This window comes from Thermobaculum terrenum ATCC BAA-798 (genome assembly GCF_000025005.1).
In the GTDB taxonomy this organism is placed as follows: domain Bacteria; phylum Chloroflexota; class Chloroflexia; order Thermobaculales; family Thermobaculaceae; genus Thermobaculum; species Thermobaculum terrenum.
The window spans coordinates 470,676-490,095 of sequence record NC_013525.1 but is presented as its reverse complement, the minus strand read 5'-3'; the positions used below and the strand labels follow the sequence as shown (position 1 = coordinate 490,095).

Below are 19,420 nucleotides of genomic sequence, written 5' to 3'. Positions count from 1 at the left end.
TACTATTTCTAACTATCGGAGAGCATGCCTGACCAAAATATCGGTGATCCGATCAGGCTCCATGGGTCTGGAAAAGAAGTACCCTTGAGCCAGATCACAGCCCAGAGTACTTAAAGCATCAACTTGGACCTGCTTCTCAACCCCCTCAGCTGTCACAAGCATGCCAAGCGACTTCGCAAGCATTACAAGTGCATGCACTATTGCCGTACTATCAGGATCTACACCCAGCCCCATAACAAAAGTCCTGTCGACCTTTAATACATCCAGGGGGAACTTCCTGAGGTAGCTCAGGCTGGAGTAGCCAGTCCCTACATCGTCAAGAGCCAGCTTAACTCCCAGGTCTTTGAGCCCCTTCATGGTTCTGGCTGTAGAAGCAGCATCATCCATCGCTACGGTCTCCGTTATCTCCAGTTGCAGGCACGAGGGTGAAACATCCATATCTTGGAGTATGCTTGCCAAGTCCTCCAGCATAGTGGCTTTCTGGAACTGCCTGGCAGTAAAGTTCACGCTTACCAACGGCAATTCCCCAGCAACTCGCTTCTGCCACTCCTTATGCTGCCTACACACCTCGCGCAGCATCCAGTCGGTCAAAGGCATTATGAGCCCCGTATCTTCCAGCTCCTTAAGGAACTGATCTGGCAGAAGAAGTCCCCTCTCTGGATGATGCCAGCGCAGCAGCGCCTCAAGCGCTACGACTTCCTTATCTCGCAGCCTTACCACAGGCTGGTACACTAAGCTGAACTCTTCCCGCTGTACAGCTCTGCGCAACTCAGACTCGAGCTTCAGCTTCTCTAATGTAAAAGTGCTCATGCTAAGATCATAAACTTCGTACCTTGCCCGCCCCCTACTCTTAGCCCAATACATAGCAACATCTGCATTATGTATAAGCTCCTCTGCATCAGAGTACTCATTACTAAGTGCTATACCTATGCTGGTGCTTATATAGAGCTCTTGACCATTGATCAAAAACGGCTTCTCCAGCTCCTTTATAACCCTTTCGGCCACCTGCTTGGCGTACTCCAGCTCGCAGATAGGCTCCAGGAGGATGGTAAATTCATCGCCACCTCGGCGTGCTACAGTGTCCGCAGAGCGGACTACACTCAACAACCGATTGCCTACCTCTATCAAGAGCTGATCTCCGTACTGGTGGCCAAGACTGTCATTGACATGCTTGAACCTATCTAGATCCAGGAAAAGCACTGCACAACAGGAGTTATACCTCTTGGCTCTGGCAAGCGCGCCTTTCAGCCGATCCATAAAGAGCGCTCTGTTAGGGAGTCCCGTCAGGGCATCATGAAATGCCTGATACGCAAGTTTATCCTCAAGCTTCTTCTTATCGGTAATATTGACGAGAACTCCCTGCCAGAACAAAGGCTGCCCCTCGGCATCCCTAACTATAACCGCTTCGTCTCGCACCCATACGATCTCACCGCTCTTAGAGATCATCCTATATTCTTTTCTAAAAGGTATCCCCAGCTCTTCGGCTTTTTCCATAGAAGTAGCCACATCCTCGTAATCATCAGGATGTATTATTCGCGACCAGGGATCAGGGTTACTTGTCCATTCCTCAGGGGTATAGCCAAGCATATCTTCTACTTGGGGACTTATATAGGAGACCACTCCCCTCATCCCCATTTCTTCTATATAAGTGACTGCTGGTATCTGCTCCACGAGTTTTCTATATCTTGCCTCAGCCCTCATTAGATCCTGAGCAGCCCTTCGGTACTCTATAGCAGCAGCCAATATGTTGGATACGGATTGGAGAAAGTTGATATCGTCCGGGGAAAATATCCTGGGCTCAAGGCTATATGCGCAGAGCAGGCCATAAGGGGAGCTCTGCCCTCCTATGCCGACCGATATGGCACTCCTGATAACTCCACTTTGTAGATAACGGATCTCAGGCGGATATATGTTGAACGAGGCCTTATCGGGAGTCGGGGGATGTCCTTCCCTCGCAGCTGTTAAACGAGACCCTATCACACCCTCTGGCCAACCATGTCCAGCCTCCAGGACAAGAGTCTTACCATTGTCTACATCCCTCAGTATTGCTGAATACTCCACATCCAGAACATCAGCGACTGTGTCAGCAGCTTTACGCAATAGAGAATCCTGGTCATCTTCAGCGAGCGCTAACTGGCCCAAATAAGCCACAGCTGCTTGCTGCTTTGCCCTTGCCTGCAGTTCCTCTTCAGCCTTCAGGCGTTCACTTAGCTCTTTTTCAAGCTGTTGATATAACCGGGAATTCTCCAGGGCTATGGAAGCCAAATCGGCTAACCTGTGTAATAGATGGAGATCGTCTTCAGAAAAGACTTTGCCCTGTGTAAAGCTAACGAATCCCAATGAGCCAACAGATCTACCATTGAGGAAGATTGGCACTGCCATCACAGCATGGAAGACTAGTTCATCAAACATCCTGGCACGATGAGGCCACGAGATGTAGTCTTTGAGAATAACGGGCTTACCTGTACGCCATACGCGTCCAGACACCCCTTCTCCAGGCTCCAGCCAGGTATTCTCATAGTCTGTAAACACACCCGTGCCAACCCAGAGCCTCAACTTACTGGTGTCATCATCCTCTAAGTACACAAAGCCGTTTTCTTCATTGAAGAGAGGAGCAGCACGAGTAAGCAGGGTGCGGAAAACATCACTAGGGTCCAGCCTGCGCATGGTAGCCAGTGCGATCTCGTGGAGAGCGCTGAGGTACACGTTCTGCCTCCGTAGTCTCTCCTCAACTTTCTTCTGATCGGAGAGATCGACAATTACGGCCACTAGACCTACAAGCATCCTGCGCTTGTCACGTACTGCTGATATCTCCACCTGAGCAGGAACAACCCTGTCTTCCAGTGGGAAATCCACCTCACCTCTCCAGCTGCCCTCCCTAAGCACTACCTGAATCACTTCTCGAATGTTCTCACTCTTATCTATAGTGGAGGCAAGCTCGAAGACTTCCTTCCCAATAGCTTCCTGAGGGGTATATCCGAACAGGTCACTTGCCGCCGAGTTCCAATGTACTACCCTCATCTGCATATCGCAGGCTATCACCGCCACAGGCACCTGATCCAACAGCCTCGCCTGGAAGAGGATCCTAGAGTCAGCTTGCTTCCTGCTAGTTATATCCTCAAGCATGCACACAGCCAGATCCACATCACCCGAGTGCGATCTAATAGCAGACACAGTCAGGTTGCCCCAAATCTCGTGTCCATCTTTGTGGATATATCTTTGCTCTACGTGGTAGTGAGTGTTCTTGCCAGAGAAGATTCGAGTGAACCTACCTCTTAGAGTAGACTCGTGATCTGGGTGCACAAGCTCTAGGAAGTTCTTCTCTATCAAGTCATTCTGGGTGTAGCCCAGTATTTTGGTCAATGCTTTATTAGTCTTTAATATCCGTCCTTCCTGGTCAATCAGGGCCATACCTATAGCTGAATCTTCAAATATAGCCTTGAATCTCTCCTCACTCTCCCGCAGTGCCTTAGCAGCCTCTATCCTATGAGTAATGTCCAGCATCGAGCCTACGGCCCTTATAGCCTTGCCACTCGCATCGCGAACTATATACCCGCGGTCAAGCACGTAAGCGTAGCTGCCATCTGCCTTCCTGAATCTGTACTCCTCTGCCCACACATCAGCATCCGAATTGATAGCTCCGTAGAGGCTCTCCCTCAACCTTTCGATGTCATCTGGGTGGCACCGTTCCTCCCACCACTCAATGCTGGTTTCAAACTCGTGATCAGCCTCGTAGCCAAAAAGCCTCTGGATGGCATCATTCCAGATAATTCTGTTTGTGGAGAGATCCCAATCCCAGATAGCATCATTGGTGGCCCTGCTTATGAGCTGATTACGCTCCTCACTTTTACGTAGGGCCTCAGCTTCCAAGCTAAGCTTCTCAACAAGCTTGGCGTTCTCAATAGCGATCGCAGCCTGGTCTGCCAATATGACCAAGAGCTGCAGGTCTTCGTTATCAAATTGATTCAGTCCCACTTTTGAGAGGGTGATTACGCCCACTACTCTGTCGTCGTACTTTATGGGCACTGCAAGCATCGACTCGTCGATATCGTTTGTTCCTGGTATCAGCCGCGTGCGGGTATCCTTAGCGGCGTCGTGGAGCAATGCAGGTTCACCATGCTGTGCTACCCAACCGGTTATCCCCTCTCCGAATCCGACTCTTAGGTTGTCTACCTCCTCAGGAGAGTATTCAGAATGGTCCGTTATGACCGCTGCGGGTACCAGATACTCATCGGATGCCAGGAATATGCGGCAGGCATGGAAATCAACCAGTTGGCGCAGCTCCTCAGATATAGCCTTAGCTATCTTCCTAACATCGTTCAATCTATTCAAGCGAGAAGCTATAGACTGTATAACCCTTAGCCTATCTGCTCTCGAAACGGCAGCATTATATAGGTGCCTGTTTCGCAAAGCCGTAAAGGCCTGCTCTGCTAGGGATGAGAGTATAGAATAGCTTATATCCTTTGGATGGTTTTCATCTTGGTAGAAAACTCCTAGGACTCCCATTGGACCATCCTCAGGCCCAACCCTCACACACACGCCAATTAGCCTGCTGGATGGAGTTCCATCTGCCAAATGCAATTCATACAGGGTTGGCTCCGGAGAGAGCAGCTCCCTGGATAGACGTCTTAGCCTGTCGTAAGTCTCTACATCGATCTCGGCAGTGGATATAGCACGATCACCAGCGGGTTCATGAACAAGCAGGACCGCAAAATCGGCATGGAGCAGTTCATTGGCAGTGTCTACTAGGAACCTGAGGGCAGCCTCTGAATCCTGAAAGTTATTGATAGACTTAGATACTTTATATAAGGCATCTACCTGTCTTACACGGTCTGAGAGCTCATTTATGAGGTTAAACTTCTCTATCGCCAGAGCTGCATGTTCCGCGAAAGTTTCCAGATCTTGTATTAGGTCCTCGCTAGGGACCTTCCCGCTTACTGGTTCATCTACTGAGAAGAAACCAATGACCTCTCGCTTACTGTCCAAAAGAGGCACTATCAAGAAATGATAGGGATCCCAGTCCTCTGGACTCTTGGCTTCCGGTATGTCAGGTATTACATACATATCATCGGGTACATCCTGTAATACCTGACGAGAGTGCCATGGTGGCACCAGGTAGGACTGACTGATTCTGAACTCTTCCTTTAGAAGCTTATTCCAGAAGTCAAATGTGGTGTAAGTTCCCAGAAGTATGTCGTCTGTCCCGGTAATAACCCGGAAACCTTCTCCTTCCCTTACGTTTACCAGGATTACTTGAAACCCAGTAGCTCTTATAGCAGTAGCAGCCAACTTAAGCAGACTAGCCTTAAGTTCCTCGTATGAGTTCAACTTGTCGCTTTGAGAGGTCTCTATAACTTCCTCTTTAATCACTCTAGTTTCCTGTCTTTTACATCACGTCCAGAGTTGTTATTACCCTATTATGAGTTTACTTTTGCTTATCTGCAATGGTTATATAGTACTAATTTCTTTGAAGCACTTAAATACCATAATTTACCTACCAAAGGGAACTAATATACCGTACCATTTTCCTATTCCCCCCTACTTGCATTTATGTAATCATCTACTTTAGAATTTGCATTTTTGTAAATCGGGGAGATTCGTAATGAAAAACAGCTTAGTAGCTATATTTGCTACTGCTTTACTATGCTTGACAGTACTGACGACTCCTTCGGTCAAAGCTGTTGGTGACTACGGTAATGTAGAAGGTAGAGTTACCTACAACGGACTGCCAGTAAAGGGAGCCTCTATATCAGCCGGTGGACAGTCTGTTATATCGGACTCTCAGGGTAGATTTAGATTTGATCCCCTACTAGTACAAGACAGCTGGCGAGCTATAAACGTTACAGTCAGAGCATCAGGTCTTGGCGTTTGGAGGCTATACAATGCAGTCATCATCCCTAACGATACCCTAAGGTTGGATGTGAAGTTATCAAAGCACGATGTCACACTTTCTCAGCCCCTTCCGGGGACCACCAAAAACAACTTAGCACCGTCGAAGGTCTCACCTGAGCAGGATCAGAATCTCAAACCAGCAGCCACCACTTTGGGCTCCCAAAAGGTCCCCCCAGGAGTGATTAGGGTCTACGTTACTGACAAGACAGGACTCTCGCCCGAAGATATGTGGAGCTGTAGATATGATCCAGTACCTAAAGGTGAGGTTGTGGAGGTACCTTTCAAGGACTACGTTAAGCATGTCCTCCCAAATGAATGGTTTGCTAGTTGGGACATGGAGTCCCTACGAGCTGGAGCCATGGCAGTAAAAAGTTATGCTTGGTACTACGTGTCCAGAGGGGGCAAGTGGTACTGGCTGGGAGCTGATGTCATGGACACTACCTGCGATCAGGTATACAACCCAGCGGTCAGTTACGCGAGCACAGACCAAGCAGTGGAGAATACCTGGTACCAAAGACTAACCGAGAATGGCTATATAGTCCCCGCTTTCTACAGAGCCGGCACCAAAGGTGATCCAGGAGAGCAAGGCTCCGATGTCATGAGCCAGTGGGGAAGTCAGTACTGGGCTACCAAAGGTAAGACTTGGGACTGGATCCTGCATTACTACTACGATCCTGTTGATATCTTGCCAGCTACAGAAGCCGACCTAAGAATCTACTCAGGACCTAACGTGACCAGCACCACCCCCACTTGGGGAGAGCCTTTCAACGTCAAAGTGACCGTCAAGAACTATGGCAGCGAACCTATGCAGCTCCAAGAGCTCTACATCAAACTTCGAGGGCCCAATGGTGAGATACTCGACCTGGGAGGAGATGACAACTCCAACCCCATCGACCCGGGAGAAGTGCGCACTATTAGTAAGTATGTACCAAGGCTTGCAATAGATTACCCTGGGCTATACGGCAACTATGTACTAACTGTGACCTACATAGATCCAGGTGGATTCTTAGCTCCTGGACTGCCACCAGGCGAGAGCTCCACATCTACATCTATACCACTTACAGTGGTAGCTCCGTCTTACAAGGCCCAGATCTATTCGATAACTCCTGATTCCCCCAGCTACTACGAGCAGACAACAGGAAGCCTGACTGTGAAGCTCAGAAACACAGGCAACGCCACCTGGTACAAGAACAGCTCTAGCATCCAGAACGCAGTTAGACTAGTTACATATAATGATGCCTTTCACCCGAGCAGATTTTATGTGGAGGGGAGTTGGTTATCATCCTCCAGAATCCTCATGCAGGATTCCCTGGTCATGCCCGGGGGCATCGGGACTTTTAGGTTCAAACTAAATGGTGACCTACCACCAGGAAACTATACAGAGTATTTCAGGCTTAGAGTGGAAGGATCTTTTGGATCCACATACAGGGGCTTCTTTGGGGATCAAGTTGCCGTGAACATTAGCGTCCTTGATGACTCCACTCCCCCGAGCATTACTATTAATGCCCCTAGATACTCTACAGAGAGGTCTTCAGAACTGTCATTCCCTATAAGCTGGCAGGGTAATGACGAGCAAACTGGTGTGAAGGACTATGACATCTACTGGAAGAATGGAACTGACTACGTACCCTGGAAGAGCGCAACAAGCTCCACTTCGGCCACATTTGGCAATGGAGATCCTATAAACTTGGCACAAGGAGGTAACTATCTGTTCAGGCTTCGGGCTGAAGATATTGCGGGCAACGTGAGCTCGTGGAGAAACTTCAGAGTTATTGTACCCTTTGATGATACGAGATTTAGCTACAACTCCGGCTGGCGCAGCTATTACAATCCTTATGCCCGGCATTATCTGCACACCTATCACTACGCTTATTCCTATGGCCGACAGGCCACTTTCTCCTTCTATGGACGCAGAGTGGCATGGATCGGCGTCAAAGGACCCACAAGAGGCATGGCCGAGGTATGGATCGATGGGTCCAGGATCGCGACCGTGGACCTCTATGCTCCAAGGTATAGCACCAGGACGGTGGTATTTGAAAAGTCTTTGGGCACCCGCAACGCTCGACACACAATAACTATCAAGGTGCTGGGCAAACGCAATCAATTATCAACAAGCAACAGGGTCGATATCGACGGTATAGCAGTTCTTCGCTAAGGCGATTCCTTTAATACATTGAGAGCTTTCCGATAACTTGGGGAGGCTACAGGTCCCTGGAGCAGAGGATCGTCTGTGGCCTCCATCCATTGTAGAAGCCTTCCTCTGAGATCTCTCTCAATGTCAGCATAATCAGGATTACCTGCTAAGTTATGCTCCTCCAGGGGATCAGACTCCAGATCATACAGCTCGATCACTGGATGCTGTGTTGCACTGTAAAGCTGAGTGAACCTGCGGAATATAACTCCCATCTGGATATCGCCAGGCACCTCTACCAGGAAGCTTGATTCAAAGTTAACTATGTACTTATACCTATCCGTTCTTATCGCGCGCATAGGATCGTAATAGCTGTGGAAGGTCTTCTCAGCAAACACCTCATCACGTACCGCGCGATCATCTACCATCGACGGAAGGAAAGATTTCCCCTGCAGGAATTCCGGCAGAGGATCGATACCGATCATAGCAAGTAGAGTGGGGAGTATATCGACATTGCTCACCAGGGAATCGATCTTTTGCCCGGTTGGAAATGAGCCAGCAGGCCACCTCAACAACAGAGATACACGTAATCCCGGATCATAGAGCGTACATTTGGCTCTGGGCATGGCAATGCCGTGATCCGTAGTAAACACGAATATAATCTCATTCCTGAGGCCGTACTGATCTACAATTTCTAGAACATCCCCTACCAGCTTGTCGGCTACCTCCACAGACCGATAGAACTGCAGCATCTCATCCCTGCTCTCTGGGGCTTCTGGTAGAAAGCCGGGAACAAAAACCTCACGCTGGGACTGTACGTCCAAGCCTTCACCTTCATATGGACGATGAGTCTGGTTCAGGTTTATTTCGAAGTAGGCAGGAGAAGCCTGGAAATCGTGAGCCTGCACTATTCTCCTGAACTCATTTACTACAGCTTCCCCTCTTCTGTCATGAAACATCAGGTCAAAACCTAACCTTGATGGGTTAGTAGTAACGTGCTGATGCCCTAGCAGGAAAGTAGCATAGCCTAAGTCTTTGAGTATCTGAGCTATATGTTTCTCATCAGGATATAGGTCCCAATCGAAGGGATGATGGGTCAGTCCCATTACTCCGTTGCTATGTGGATAACGCCCGGTGGCTATCGCCGATCTGCTTGGGCTGCATTGAGGGGCCACACAGAAAGCATTAGTGAACTGTAGCCCCTCACCTGCCAATCTGTCCAGGTTAGGTGTGGCAGGGGTGGGTACGCCATAACAATGTAGATAAGTACCAAGATCATGACATGTCACGAGCACTATAGAGGGACGATTCACCACTTAAACTCCTTCCCTGACCAGAGGCATCACAAGGCTTCTGGGGCCGCCCCTTGCTCTGGTCAACTCTAAACCTCTCAGGGTTATGACACATCTCTCACAAGAGCGGATGCTATCGGGATTACTTAGCGCATCGGTAGCTTGAATGATCTTATAACCCCTCTTGCTAAGCTCATTTAGAGTGTTCTCTGGAGAGTTGTAAGAAATAATCTTCCCAGGCGAGACGGTAAGTAAGCTGGCTCCCCCCCACCAGTATTCACGCTTCTGAGTAACTGTATCGCTTCCTCCACAGGGGATGATATCTAGGGGTTCACCTATCGTACTCTGCAGAGAATCAAGTAGATCAACCACCTGCGTCTTAGGCTGCTTGCCTTGTTGTAGTACTACCTGGAGCACATCCACAGAGTATTGACTGTGCCCCTTGACCGCCGGAGGAAAGGCTACATACTCGAAGGGAGAAATTGCCGATAGCACCGCATCCAGATGAGGTATGTAGTCCGGAAGCATAATCACAAACAGGTAGCAGGTATCCTCCATAACATTCTGAAGGTGCCTTATAAGCCTCTCAACTGCCGAAGAGTTGGTCCGAACGCCATGCCCTATCAGCAAAATATTGGGTCTAGGCTGCAAGATGTTCCCTCCTTCTAGGTAGCAAGGAGAGCTGTTCTCATCCTCCATCATCCAGTTATGCCACGTGATATCCTGCCCTATAGAGGCATGCTGCAGGATAAACCTCCATAACAGGTTTTCTCGTCTGCGCACCTTCTGAGAGTTCCATCCCACAAACATCTCTTGACCGATGACAGCCGCCAGGTCGCGCACAAACATCAGGTTTGGTACGGGCTGAAGTTGATATAGATTATGCCTTATGAAGTCGGAAATCGAGAGGTCCGAGCCTACGAGCTTACCAGTTATCAGTAGACGAGCCAAGTAACTGGCATCATTTTGGGATTCATCCTCGAAAGCGGCTTTTAGCTTGATGGTATCCTCAGCGTGCAGCCCTTCCAAATCTGACACACCCTCTACTAACCTGAGCTTATCCAAAGGATCTGAGGAGGACAAAGCCTCCTCAAGGAGGGCGGTAAACTGGAGAACCTCAACATTAAATATTTCCCGTAAGACTTTTACCAGGGTAAGGTGTTCCTCTCTGGCACCCTTCTCATAGAGGATATCGCTAAATAGAAAGTCACGCAGCCTGGAGGGAGCAACCATGGAGAGCTCCCCCCCTGGGGTATGTACCAGGGCCTTCCGGAGCACACCGCTCTCGGAGCTCACTTGCAAACTACTCATCTAGCTACATGACCTCAGGAGCTTCTATACCAAGCAAGTACAAGGAGTTTGCTAGACACACTTTGGTAGCATATACCACGGCTAGCCTGAAATTGCGTACTTCCTCCTCTGCTCTCAAAACAGGGGAAACTCTATAGAACTCATTGAAAGTCTTAGCAAGCTCGTACACATAGTTAACAACATGCAGAGGCTTGTACTCCCTGGCAGCCCGCTCCACGCTCTCGTTCAAACGCGAGATCATCTCAAGCAAGTTGGTTTCCACGGTCGACAGCTCCCCTATTCTGAGGTTTTCCCAATCTATGTCAGGAGCTTTCTCGAGTATTCGACAGGCTCTCGCATGAGCATACTGAACATATGGTGCACTAAAGCCATCAAAATCCAAGGCTTCTTCCTTATCAAAGACCAGCACTCGAGTATTGTCGCGGTTGAGCATCCCAAACTTCATGGAGCCCATACTTACTATGCGGGCTATCCTTTCCTGCTGCTCTTGAGGCATCTCAGGATTCTTCTCGCGAACCACCTCGAGCGCCCTCTCGTACATCTCTGTGGCGAACTCGTCATACCCCACAGTCGTGCCCTCACGCGAGGACATGGGACCCGTCGGTAGAGAAACCAGCTCGTACGGTATGTGCTGGCTGTTACGTGCCTGCTCATAACCTAACAGCTCTAGCACCTTGAACACCTGCTGGAAGTAAAGCGTCTGTCTGACATCTACCACATTCAGTATACGATCGACCTTGTATTCATCGAACTTCGTACGGGTCAAAGCAAGCTCTTTCGTTTGATATAGAGATGTGCCGTCGCTGCGCTGGAGGACAATGGTCCTGTAGGTCTCCTTTTCTAACCCAAGTTTCTGATCAATTCTTACAATAGGAGCGCCCTCATCTATCTCGGCAACCCCCTTGTTCAGAAGGTCCTGCACAATCTTCTTGCCAGGCTCCTCGAAGTCACTCTCGTAGAACCAAACATCGAAGTTTACGTCCAATTCTTTAAATATCCTGCGGAAATAATTCAGGCTCCACTCACGCGTTCGCCTCCAGAGCTCTACTACCTCTGGGTCCCTTCTGTCCCAGCGTGCAAAGAGATCTCTGTACTCACGCTGATAATCGGGATTGGACTCTATGGCACTGTTGGCCTCTACGTATATACTTTCCAACCATGGGCCGATCTTATAAGGGTCTGCAGGAGGCTGTTCGCCACTGTGCCACTTATTGTAGCCCCATAGCCACTTGATAACGTGAGCGCCTATATCACCTATATAAGACGCCTTAAGCACCTTTCGATAGCCTGCAAAATCCAGTATACGTGCTATGGAGTCTCCTAGAGCAGTGTTCCTCAGATGACCTATATGGAACTGCTTGTGAGTGTTAGGCTGGCCGTACTCTACCATCACGGTCTCAGATTTCGGATTGCCTCGCCCGTAACTATCCCCCTGCTCGTGCACTGTAGCAAGTAACCTCAAGGCTACGTCTGAGGGCTCAAAGAACATGTTTACATACCCATTCTGGGCCTGAACATCCGCAAATATACCCTTTCGGGACAGGTAGTTGGCTATCGATTCGGCCAGCGATTGCGCCCTCTCACGGGAAGCTGCCTCCAGCAACTTACGAGCTTCCTTCTTGGATAATCCCTCAGGGATATCTACTTGAACCTCATTCCTGGCCAGCTGATGACACACCGAGGTGGCTAATCCCCATTGCCCAGAGAAAGGTATCTGCCTAAGATCTATATTTTCAGGCTGGGGTAGGCCCAGCTGTGCTATTGCTTCCCTGATTGCCTCTTTGGCCTGACTTATCTCCTGCTGTAACACCTACAACTATCTCCAAACCTGTACTTTCATTACGACTCTCAGATTATAAGGTAAGCCATCCTAAGTGATCCAGAATACTAAAGACTCTTGGCATAGAGCGTGCTGCGTATTATTATGGGTAGGTGTACATAAATTTTACCCGGAGGGTACGTACATGTCGCAGGGAGGAGTAATTGACCAGATAAGAGAAGGCATGGAAGTTCTATCCTCGGATGGCCAAAAGTTGGGCAAGATCAAGAACATCTGGTACGGAGCAGCTTCTGGTATGTCGTCCGCATACAGCGACGAGGAGAGTTGCATAGAGGTCAGAAGCGGAGGGTTGTTCAGCAAGGAGACCCTTTACATACCATTCCGCGAGATCGTAGATGTATCTGGTAACAACGTCAAGATTAAGGCTGATGCCCAGACTGTACACAAGAATCCAGCTTGGCATACAAAGCCTTCATGGATAGGCCAATAATAGAGCTTCTCTAATATTCTCGTTGGTGGTTGTTAGTTTTTACTTATGAAGATTCTTCTGCAAAGAGTGAGCAGAGCCGAGGTCCGTGTTGATGGATCTCGTGTAGCAAAGATAGATAGAGGTCTCCTGCTGTTCGTAGGTATCGCTCAGGATGATGACCCCGAAGTCATAGCTCCAATGGCGGAGAAGGTCGCTAACCTGCGGATATTTGAGGATGAGCAGGGGAAGATGAACTTGTCTGCCCTGCAGGTAGGCGCAGCCATTCTTGTCGTCTCACAATTTACGCTACTTGCTGACGCACGCAAAGGCAGGAGGCCAAGCTTCATCGAAGCTGCCCCTCCCGACAGGGCAAGCGCGTTCATAGACTGCATGGTAAGCTGCTTTAGAGATATGGGGTTTGAGGTCCAGACCGGACGATTCGGGGCACATATGGAAGTAGAGCTAGTGAATGATGGCCCTGTAACCATAATGCTGGACTCTCGAGAGATACTTAGAAGACAGACAACGATTGACTGATTTTCGAGAAATTGATCTCACAGGTACTTGACATTAATCACTTATTTTGTTAAGCTCAGGGTACGAGAGGCGGGGAGCCGAAAGGTTCTCCAGCAACTAGAGAGGAGGACAAAAGCATGAGGCTCTATCCTCTCAAGATTAATCTCCACGTCTTGGAGGTGAGGTTCCAAGTTGACAGTTAACGCCCGTGAAGGGCTAAACGGAACCCTTAGGTAGTACTGGGGCGTAATCGGCTCCAGGGCCTCCAGACGGAGGTGTAATGAGTGTGGGAACACTCGAGGCTTGGATCCTCAGATCCAAGCCTTGTTTTTTGTTTTATTTAAAGAGTCTCCTAAATGAGACTTCCACTCAACCTTATATTTCAAGACATAGCCTTACCCGTCAACTGAATTCACCGATATTCGTAAACAACAGGCATGTATGCAGCGCCACTCACCTACATTCCCAATTGATAGATCGATTCTGTCTGTGGGTGTGGTCATTCATCCTTAGTTAGAGGTCCAAATTAGTACCATTTTCCTATTCCCGTAATAGAAGCTGGTCAGCTACACTGAACGCGGTTAACCTATTATTAACATTTTTGTGACCAAATAAGAGGCCAGAAATTATTGACAGCCGACTTATGAGATGATACTCTTTACCCAGCTTGTGAAGATTGTCACAAGTAATCCGAAGCGTCTTTATCCATATAGTTCATCCCGGCCGTTGGTTTATGTAGTAGGAGGTATGGATATACGGAAAACGGAGAGATGAGCTAGAGATCGTAAGAAGTTTATTTCTAAACAGGTCCCCCTGACCTGCACTCACCACACTCACCACCAGGCTAGGGGATGGAACAAAACAGCGAGAAATCGGAGGGATGTCTGTGATCAGGAAAATTTTGGGGCTGTTTCTTGCCCTGGTAGTAGCCTTTGTGAGCTTAAGCTTCGTATCGCCAACTAGCGAAGCTGCCTATGTGAGACCTGGCTCTTATGCCACCACTACTGCAAACCTTAATCTGCGATCCGGCCCGAGCACCTATTACTACGTAAAGCGTGTGATCCCCTACGGCGGAAGGGTGTATGTGCTTTCCGGTCCCTATAATAGGTATTGGTACAAGGTCCGATGGAGCGGCACAGTAGGGTATGTTCATGGATATTACCTGCGCTCCGGTAGCACTGTTAGAACCACCAGCTACTATTACAGCAGCAAGGGACAGGCCATAGCCAACACAGCCAAGCGCTATGTAGGTTACAGGTATGCCTACTATGGCAACACTCCTGCTGAGGGCTTCAGTTGCGTTGGCTTTACCCAGTGGGTATACAGGCTCAACGGTATATGGATACCTGAAAGCCTGTGGGGCCAGTACAGCATGGGGTGGGGTGTATCCCGCAGCAACCTACGCCCTGGCGATCTGGTGTTCTTCCAGAACACTTTCTGGAGAGGTCTATCTCATGCTGGCATATACGTAGGCAATGGCTGGATGATAGACTCGGGGACGCCTCAAACTGGAGTCCACTGGAGCTACATCTACGATAGCTACTGGCGGTATCGCTGGTTCGGAGCTCGCAGGCTCGTCAACTAGAGCTCGGCGGATCCAGAGGGCTACAAAATTAGGGAGGACCAAGTCCTCCCTAATTTGTTTTAGTTAGAATTTCTGGTTCTTTATAGTAGTTTACCTAGAGGTGATAATCTCTCGACAGCCTTAGCTATTGTCTCTATCCGCTTGGGGAAAGCAAACCTGACTAGCCCTCTCCCAAGCTCCGGGTTATGATAGAAGCTGGAACCCGGGACAACTGCTACTCCGTAGTCATCAATAAGGTGATTGGCAAATTCTACATCATCACCCAGGCCGAACTTCTCGATCTCTGCCATAATATAGTAAGCGCCTTTAGGCTTATAGGCCACGAAACCTATGTCTACTAGTCCTTGGTAGAGTAGATCCCGCCTCTCCTGATACTCTTGGCGCATCTTGATATAGTACTCATCAGGCATCTGCATGGCTACAACACCTGCTTCCTGAAGAGGTGCTGCTGCACCTACAGTGAGAAAATCATGTACCTTCCTGATGGCTATAGTTATGTCGGGTGGTGCTATAACGTATCCCACTCTCCATCCGGTTACACTATAGGTCTTACTAAGGCCATTTACGACTATGGTTCTGTCTCTCATCCCCTCAATGGTCATCATCGAGATGTGTTCGCTATCATCGTAGACTATATGCTCATATATCTCGTCTGTAAAAACCAGCACATCGTGTTCCTGACATAGCGCAGCTATGAACTCGAGCTCATCCTTGCTGTACACCTTCCCAAGAGGATTATGAGGAGTATTGATAATTATTCCCCTTGTCCGAGGTCCAAACAAAGACACTAACTCGTCGCGATCGAAGGACCAATCCGGAGGATTCAGAGAGATATACTTAGGCTGAGCACCAGACAAGATGCAGTCAGGACCATAATTCTCATAGAAAGGTGAGAAGATTATAACCTCATCGTCGGGATTAAGCGTGGCCATTAGGGCAGATATCATGCCCTCGGTAGCACCACAACATACCGTTATCTCCGTCTCGGGATCAACATCCACCCCGAGGAACTTCTTGGTCTTCTGTGCAATGGCCTCCCTGAAATTGCGCGCGCCCCAGGTTATAGCGTACTGGTTAATATCCTCTTGAATTGCTCTGCAAGCGGCGTCCTTAATCTCCTGGGGGGCTGGGAAGTCTGGGTAGCCTTGCGCTAGGTTGATGCCATTAGCTCCGTGCTTATCTATTACCCTGCGGGTCATCTCCCGAATGACGCTCTCAGTGAACGTCTCAGCCTTATAACTGGTCCTACGCTTCAGACGCACGATCAAACCTCCGGATTAAAATCAGCCTGCAAGCTCCAGAAGCTTTCTGGCCTTGGGTAGATGCCTTGAATATAACATTATCTGACCTATCGGGTCTGGAGTATATCCAGCTTCGGCTATCCAATAAAGTGGGACCCTTGCCATCTCATATGGCAGCACACTGATTTCCACGTCCAGAAGTGGCCATCTTGATAAGTAGTTGTAGCGGTCCACAAGCCTGCCTACCCTCGGGAAAAAGCCATTTTGCCAGTTGTCTCCTTCTAGGCGGTCAAAAGCCCAATATAGACTGTAAGCTACCTCAAAAACGCGCTCACGCTCAGCCATGAAATCGAAATCTATGATACCTACTATCCTACCACCCTTTACCAGGACATTGCTCCAGCCATAATCGCCATGTACTACCTGTCGTGGTAGCCTATCTGCATAGCCCTTCCACTCACGATCGAGGGCCTCCAGGATATCTCTAGCCTGTTGCCTGATATGCAGGGCGTCCTCCGCGCCCAACTCCCTTGCCTTCTCAACGCATATAGCATCAGTGTCTTCCAGCATCTTGAGAGCTTGCTCAGGGGTAACGTAAGTGCTAACCAGTGGGGGGAATAGATGGTCTACATGAAGCGTAAGTAGATACTCATGCATCTTCGCCAAGATCTCGAAGGAGTGCATATAAAGGTCCCAGCTGTCTATACATGCATCGTGGGGGATATACTCTTGCAGCTCGACCAGCCTATCTCTGATCTGTATCCAGGTTCTATCGTCCAAAGTCCTACCGACCTTGGGGACGGGAAATCCCCTATCCTTAAGCGACTGCATCACGGTGTGTACGCTTTCTAGACGCTCAGCTGTGGTCCATGGTCTATGGGCTCTAGCTACGAATGCTCCCTGAGAGGTCTTCAAGAGCACAATAGTGTTCACGGCCCCGTTCAGCAGCTTCTTATCTAGAATTGCCCCCAATCCATAGTTTTGGGCGATAACCGCCAGATCCTGGTCACTGAGGGTAATCTTAGGGCCGGTAGGAACTTCGGTGTACACTGGTATCACCCCATCAAGAAGTATGTTTACTCTACTAGGATAGTTATGTCTCCCCTAGATATTACTTCAACTTCTCCATCTCTGCTAACAGCAAAGTGCACTCTTTCATGTGCCACTCGAAGGTTTGATACCTCTATGCTCTCTATCCAGGCTGGCAAGCTAGGACTAAGCCTCAGAGTATGGTTCAGGCCATCAGCCTCGATGCCCAGCATGCTGCGCAACATCATGAAGACTGTGCCTGCAGCCCATGCCTGGGGACTACAGCTGACTGGATATTCCGCAGGTCTCCTCAGGTTATCTTCATCTCTCTGAAAGCCACACATTAGCTCAGGGAGCCTATTGAGTCTGAAGTACCGAGAGGCCTCCAATATCTGATAGGAGACTTCGTTGGCCTCATCCCTGAAACCATTCTTATAAAGACCATATATTATCAGAGAGTTATCGTGAGGCCAAACACTGCCGTTGTGATAGCTCACGGGGTTAAAATTAGGATCATGCAAGCTACGTGTCCTGATCCCCCACCCGGAAAGCATATCTGGCTGCATGAGCCTATGCACGAAGGCAGGCAGCAGCTCAGCATCGACTATATCACACATCAGGGCATGACCAGGATTGCTTGTTATGTCTTTGATAGGCACTTTTCTGTCATCCAGCCCTTGCGCAAAGAAGCTAGCCTCCGATACCCAGAAGTGCTTGTTGAAGGCTTCCTTCAGATTAGCTGCCTCAGATGCCAACCTATTGGCTAGCTCCTGATCTCCCATCTCGGCTACAAGCTGAGATAGCCATAGCTTGGCAGCGTACGCGTAAGCTTGCACCTCTACGAGCGCTATAGGTGGAGAGACCAAGCTCCCATCCGGGTATAGAATAGAATCCTGGGAATCTTTCCATCCCTGGTTCCTGATGCCTAGCTCGGATCTAGTTTTGTACTCCAGGAAGCCATCGCCATCAAGATCTCCCCATCTATCAATCCATTCCAAAGCTCTCATGACAGAGGGCAGAAGTTCTGAATAGAGAGCCCTATCGCCGGTCCACCTCACAACCTGAGCAAACAGCATCACGAACAGTGGAGTAGCATCCACACTGCCATAATAAGGGGTATGCGGGATCAGCTTCCTGTTTGCAAGTTCCCCAAACCGCATCTCATGCATGATCTTGCCGGGCTCCTCATCTCTCCAGGGATCATCCTCCTTCCCCTGGTACTTTGCCAGGAACCTGAGCGTAGCTATAGCTAGGTCTGGGTTCAGGGGTAAAGTCTGCATGCTAGTGATGATAGAGTCACGCCCGAAGGGCACCGCGAACCATGGTATGCCCGCATGAATTGCCCTACCTGTGGGATACTCGCCCGTAAGCGCTTTGATATCTAAAGTGCTTCTCTCAATGAGGTTGTTTAGATCGACATTATCTGTGAAGAACTTGGTGCTACCATCGAGCCAAGACTCCGTCTCGTGCCTCTGCCTCCTGAGGATGAGATTGTAAACTTTGGCCCCTTCGTGGGCGTGCCTACGGACCTCCACTGGCTCCGACTCAACCGGCTCAAAGATCATCTCTATATCCATAGTGCCCTGAGGGGTGAGGTCCACATCCCACTCAGCTCTCACCACATGGGTACCACCAGAGTCCTGTGTGTGCACACGAGAGGGCGAGATGGCAAAGAAGATGTACAGCTTCCTAGTAACACCATCCTGCCCCAGATAAGTCAAAACTACCGTATTACCTTCTATATGAGGATCTAAGAGCTCGCCGCGCTGTCCTGAGGCAATGCCACGGACCTCAAACATATCCATAAAATCTGCAGCCAGGTCCATAGCCAGCACTGTCCGCACCTGGAAGTTGTTGAAATTCTGCAGGACAAGCCTCTGCGACAACGAACCATGCACTGCATAAGACCTGCTAACTGTCAAAGTACCAGCAGGTATCCTTGTACCATCCTCATCTTCAAAGCGGCGGTTCGTGAGAATGATATTGGCCTGATAAGTGGTGTCGTCATCGTGGCTTAGCACGTCCAGGCTCTGCCCTGCAAGGTACATATGCAATAGGCTTAGGTAGCGGGTGTCTCTGTAGTAGAGCCCATTAGGTTTATCGTTTTGAAGGATATCACCGGAGAACTCACACACCATGAAGGTATGATTGTCCGATATCACAAGATAATCCAT

Annotated in this window: 11 protein-coding genes; 4 read left to right on the top strand and 7 right to left on the bottom strand. The window is 49.2% G+C overall.

Annotated elements, in window-relative coordinates:
• Positions 1–12 precede the first annotated feature (12 nt).
• Positions 13–5,370, bottom strand: coding sequence for a PAS domain S-box protein (locus TTER_RS14515; protein WP_012874398.1), 5,358 nt, complete (start codon positions 5,368–5,370; stop codon positions 13–15).
• 232 nt (positions 5,371–5,602) lie between these two features.
• Between TTER_RS14515 and TTER_RS14510 the strand changes: the two genes are divergently transcribed.
• Positions 5,603–8,047 (top strand): SpoIID/LytB domain-containing protein, encoded by a 2,445-nt coding sequence (locus tag TTER_RS14510; RefSeq protein WP_012874397.1) that lies wholly within the window; start codon positions 5,603–5,605, stop codon positions 8,045–8,047.
• On the opposite strand, the gene TTER_RS02185 is transcribed toward TTER_RS14510, so the two are convergent.
• Genes TTER_RS02185 through argS form a run of 3 tightly spaced genes read right to left on the bottom strand, consistent with a single transcriptional unit; the run spans position 8,044 to position 12,436 of the window.
• Positions 8,044–9,336: a sulfatase family protein gene (locus TTER_RS02185; RefSeq protein WP_041424567.1), complete on the bottom strand. Its 1,293-nt coding sequence runs from the start codon at positions 9,334–9,336 to the stop codon at positions 8,044–8,046. The genes TTER_RS14510 and TTER_RS02185 overlap by 4 nt on opposite strands.
• Before the next feature lie 3 nt (positions 9,337–9,339).
• Positions 9,340–10,626, bottom strand: a complete 1,287-nt coding sequence (locus TTER_RS02180; protein WP_012874395.1) for an arginine deiminase — start codon at positions 10,624–10,626, stop codon at positions 9,340–9,342.
• Positions 10,627–10,630: 4 nt separating this feature from the next.
• Entirely contained in the window at positions 10,631–12,436 is a 1,806-nt protein-coding gene (argS, locus tag TTER_RS02175; protein WP_012874394.1) for an arginine--tRNA ligase, read from the bottom strand.
• 154 nt (positions 12,437–12,590) lie between these two features.
• On the opposite strand from argS, the gene TTER_RS02170 reads away from it, so the two are divergent.
• The 3 genes from TTER_RS02170 (at position 12,591) to TTER_RS14505 (ending at position 14,976) form a co-directional block, all read left to right on the top strand.
• Positions 12,591–12,896: a PRC-barrel domain-containing protein gene (locus TTER_RS02170; RefSeq protein WP_012874393.1), complete on the top strand. Its 306-nt coding sequence runs from the start codon at positions 12,591–12,593 to the stop codon at positions 12,894–12,896.
• Between the two features lie 45 nt (positions 12,897–12,941).
• Positions 12,942–13,412, top strand: a complete 471-nt coding sequence (gene dtd / locus TTER_RS02165) for a D-aminoacyl-tRNA deacylase (RefSeq protein ID WP_012874392.1) — start codon at positions 12,942–12,944, stop codon at positions 13,410–13,412.
• A gap of 865 nt (positions 13,413–14,277) precedes the next feature.
• A complete protein-coding gene (locus TTER_RS14505) occupies positions 14,278–14,976 on the top strand; it encodes a C40 family peptidase (RefSeq protein WP_012874391.1) in 699 nt (232 codons plus the stop codon).
• An 80-nt stretch (positions 14,977–15,056) separates the two neighbouring features.
• Here TTER_RS14505 and TTER_RS02155 read toward each other — a convergent pair whose 3' ends face one another.
• The 3 genes from TTER_RS02155 to TTER_RS02145 are packed head-to-tail and all read right to left on the bottom strand — an operon-like array spanning position 15,057 to position 19,420.
• The gene (locus TTER_RS02155) at positions 15,057–16,238 is read right to left on the bottom strand and encodes a pyridoxal phosphate-dependent aminotransferase (protein ID WP_012874390.1); all 1,182 of its coding nucleotides are present in this window, start codon (positions 16,236–16,238) and stop codon (positions 15,057–15,059) included.
• Positions 16,239–16,259: 21 nt separating this feature from the next.
• Positions 16,260–17,267 (bottom strand): phosphotransferase, encoded by a 1,008-nt coding sequence (locus tag TTER_RS02150; protein WP_041424310.1) that lies wholly within the window; start codon positions 17,265–17,267, stop codon positions 16,260–16,262.
• A 26-nt stretch (positions 17,268–17,293) separates the two neighbouring features.
• Positions 17,294–19,420: an amylo-alpha-1,6-glucosidase gene (locus tag TTER_RS02145; RefSeq protein ID WP_012874388.1), complete on the bottom strand. Its 2,127-nt coding sequence runs from the start codon at positions 19,418–19,420 to the stop codon at positions 17,294–17,296.

What these genes read in the sequence shown, in the direction of transcription:
- dtd (WP_012874392.1), top strand. Translation starts at nt 12,942, where the DNA reads ATGAAGATTCTTCTGCAAAGAGTGAGCAGAGCCGAGGTCCGTGTTGAT.
- TTER_RS02170 (WP_012874393.1), top strand. Translation starts at nt 12,591, where the DNA reads ATGTCGCAGGGAGGAGTAATTGACCAGATAAGAGAAGGCATGGAAGTT.
- TTER_RS02180 (WP_012874395.1), bottom strand. Translation starts at nt 10,626, where the DNA reads ATGAGTAGTTTGCAAGTGAGCTCCGAGAGCGGTGTGCTCCGGAAGGCC.
- TTER_RS02145 (WP_012874388.1), bottom strand. Translation starts at nt 19,420, where the DNA reads ATGGATTATCTTGTGATATCGGACAATCATACCTTCATGGTGTGTGAG.
- TTER_RS14510 (WP_012874397.1), top strand. Translation starts at nt 5,603, where the DNA reads ATGAAAAACAGCTTAGTAGCTATATTTGCTACTGCTTTACTATGCTTG.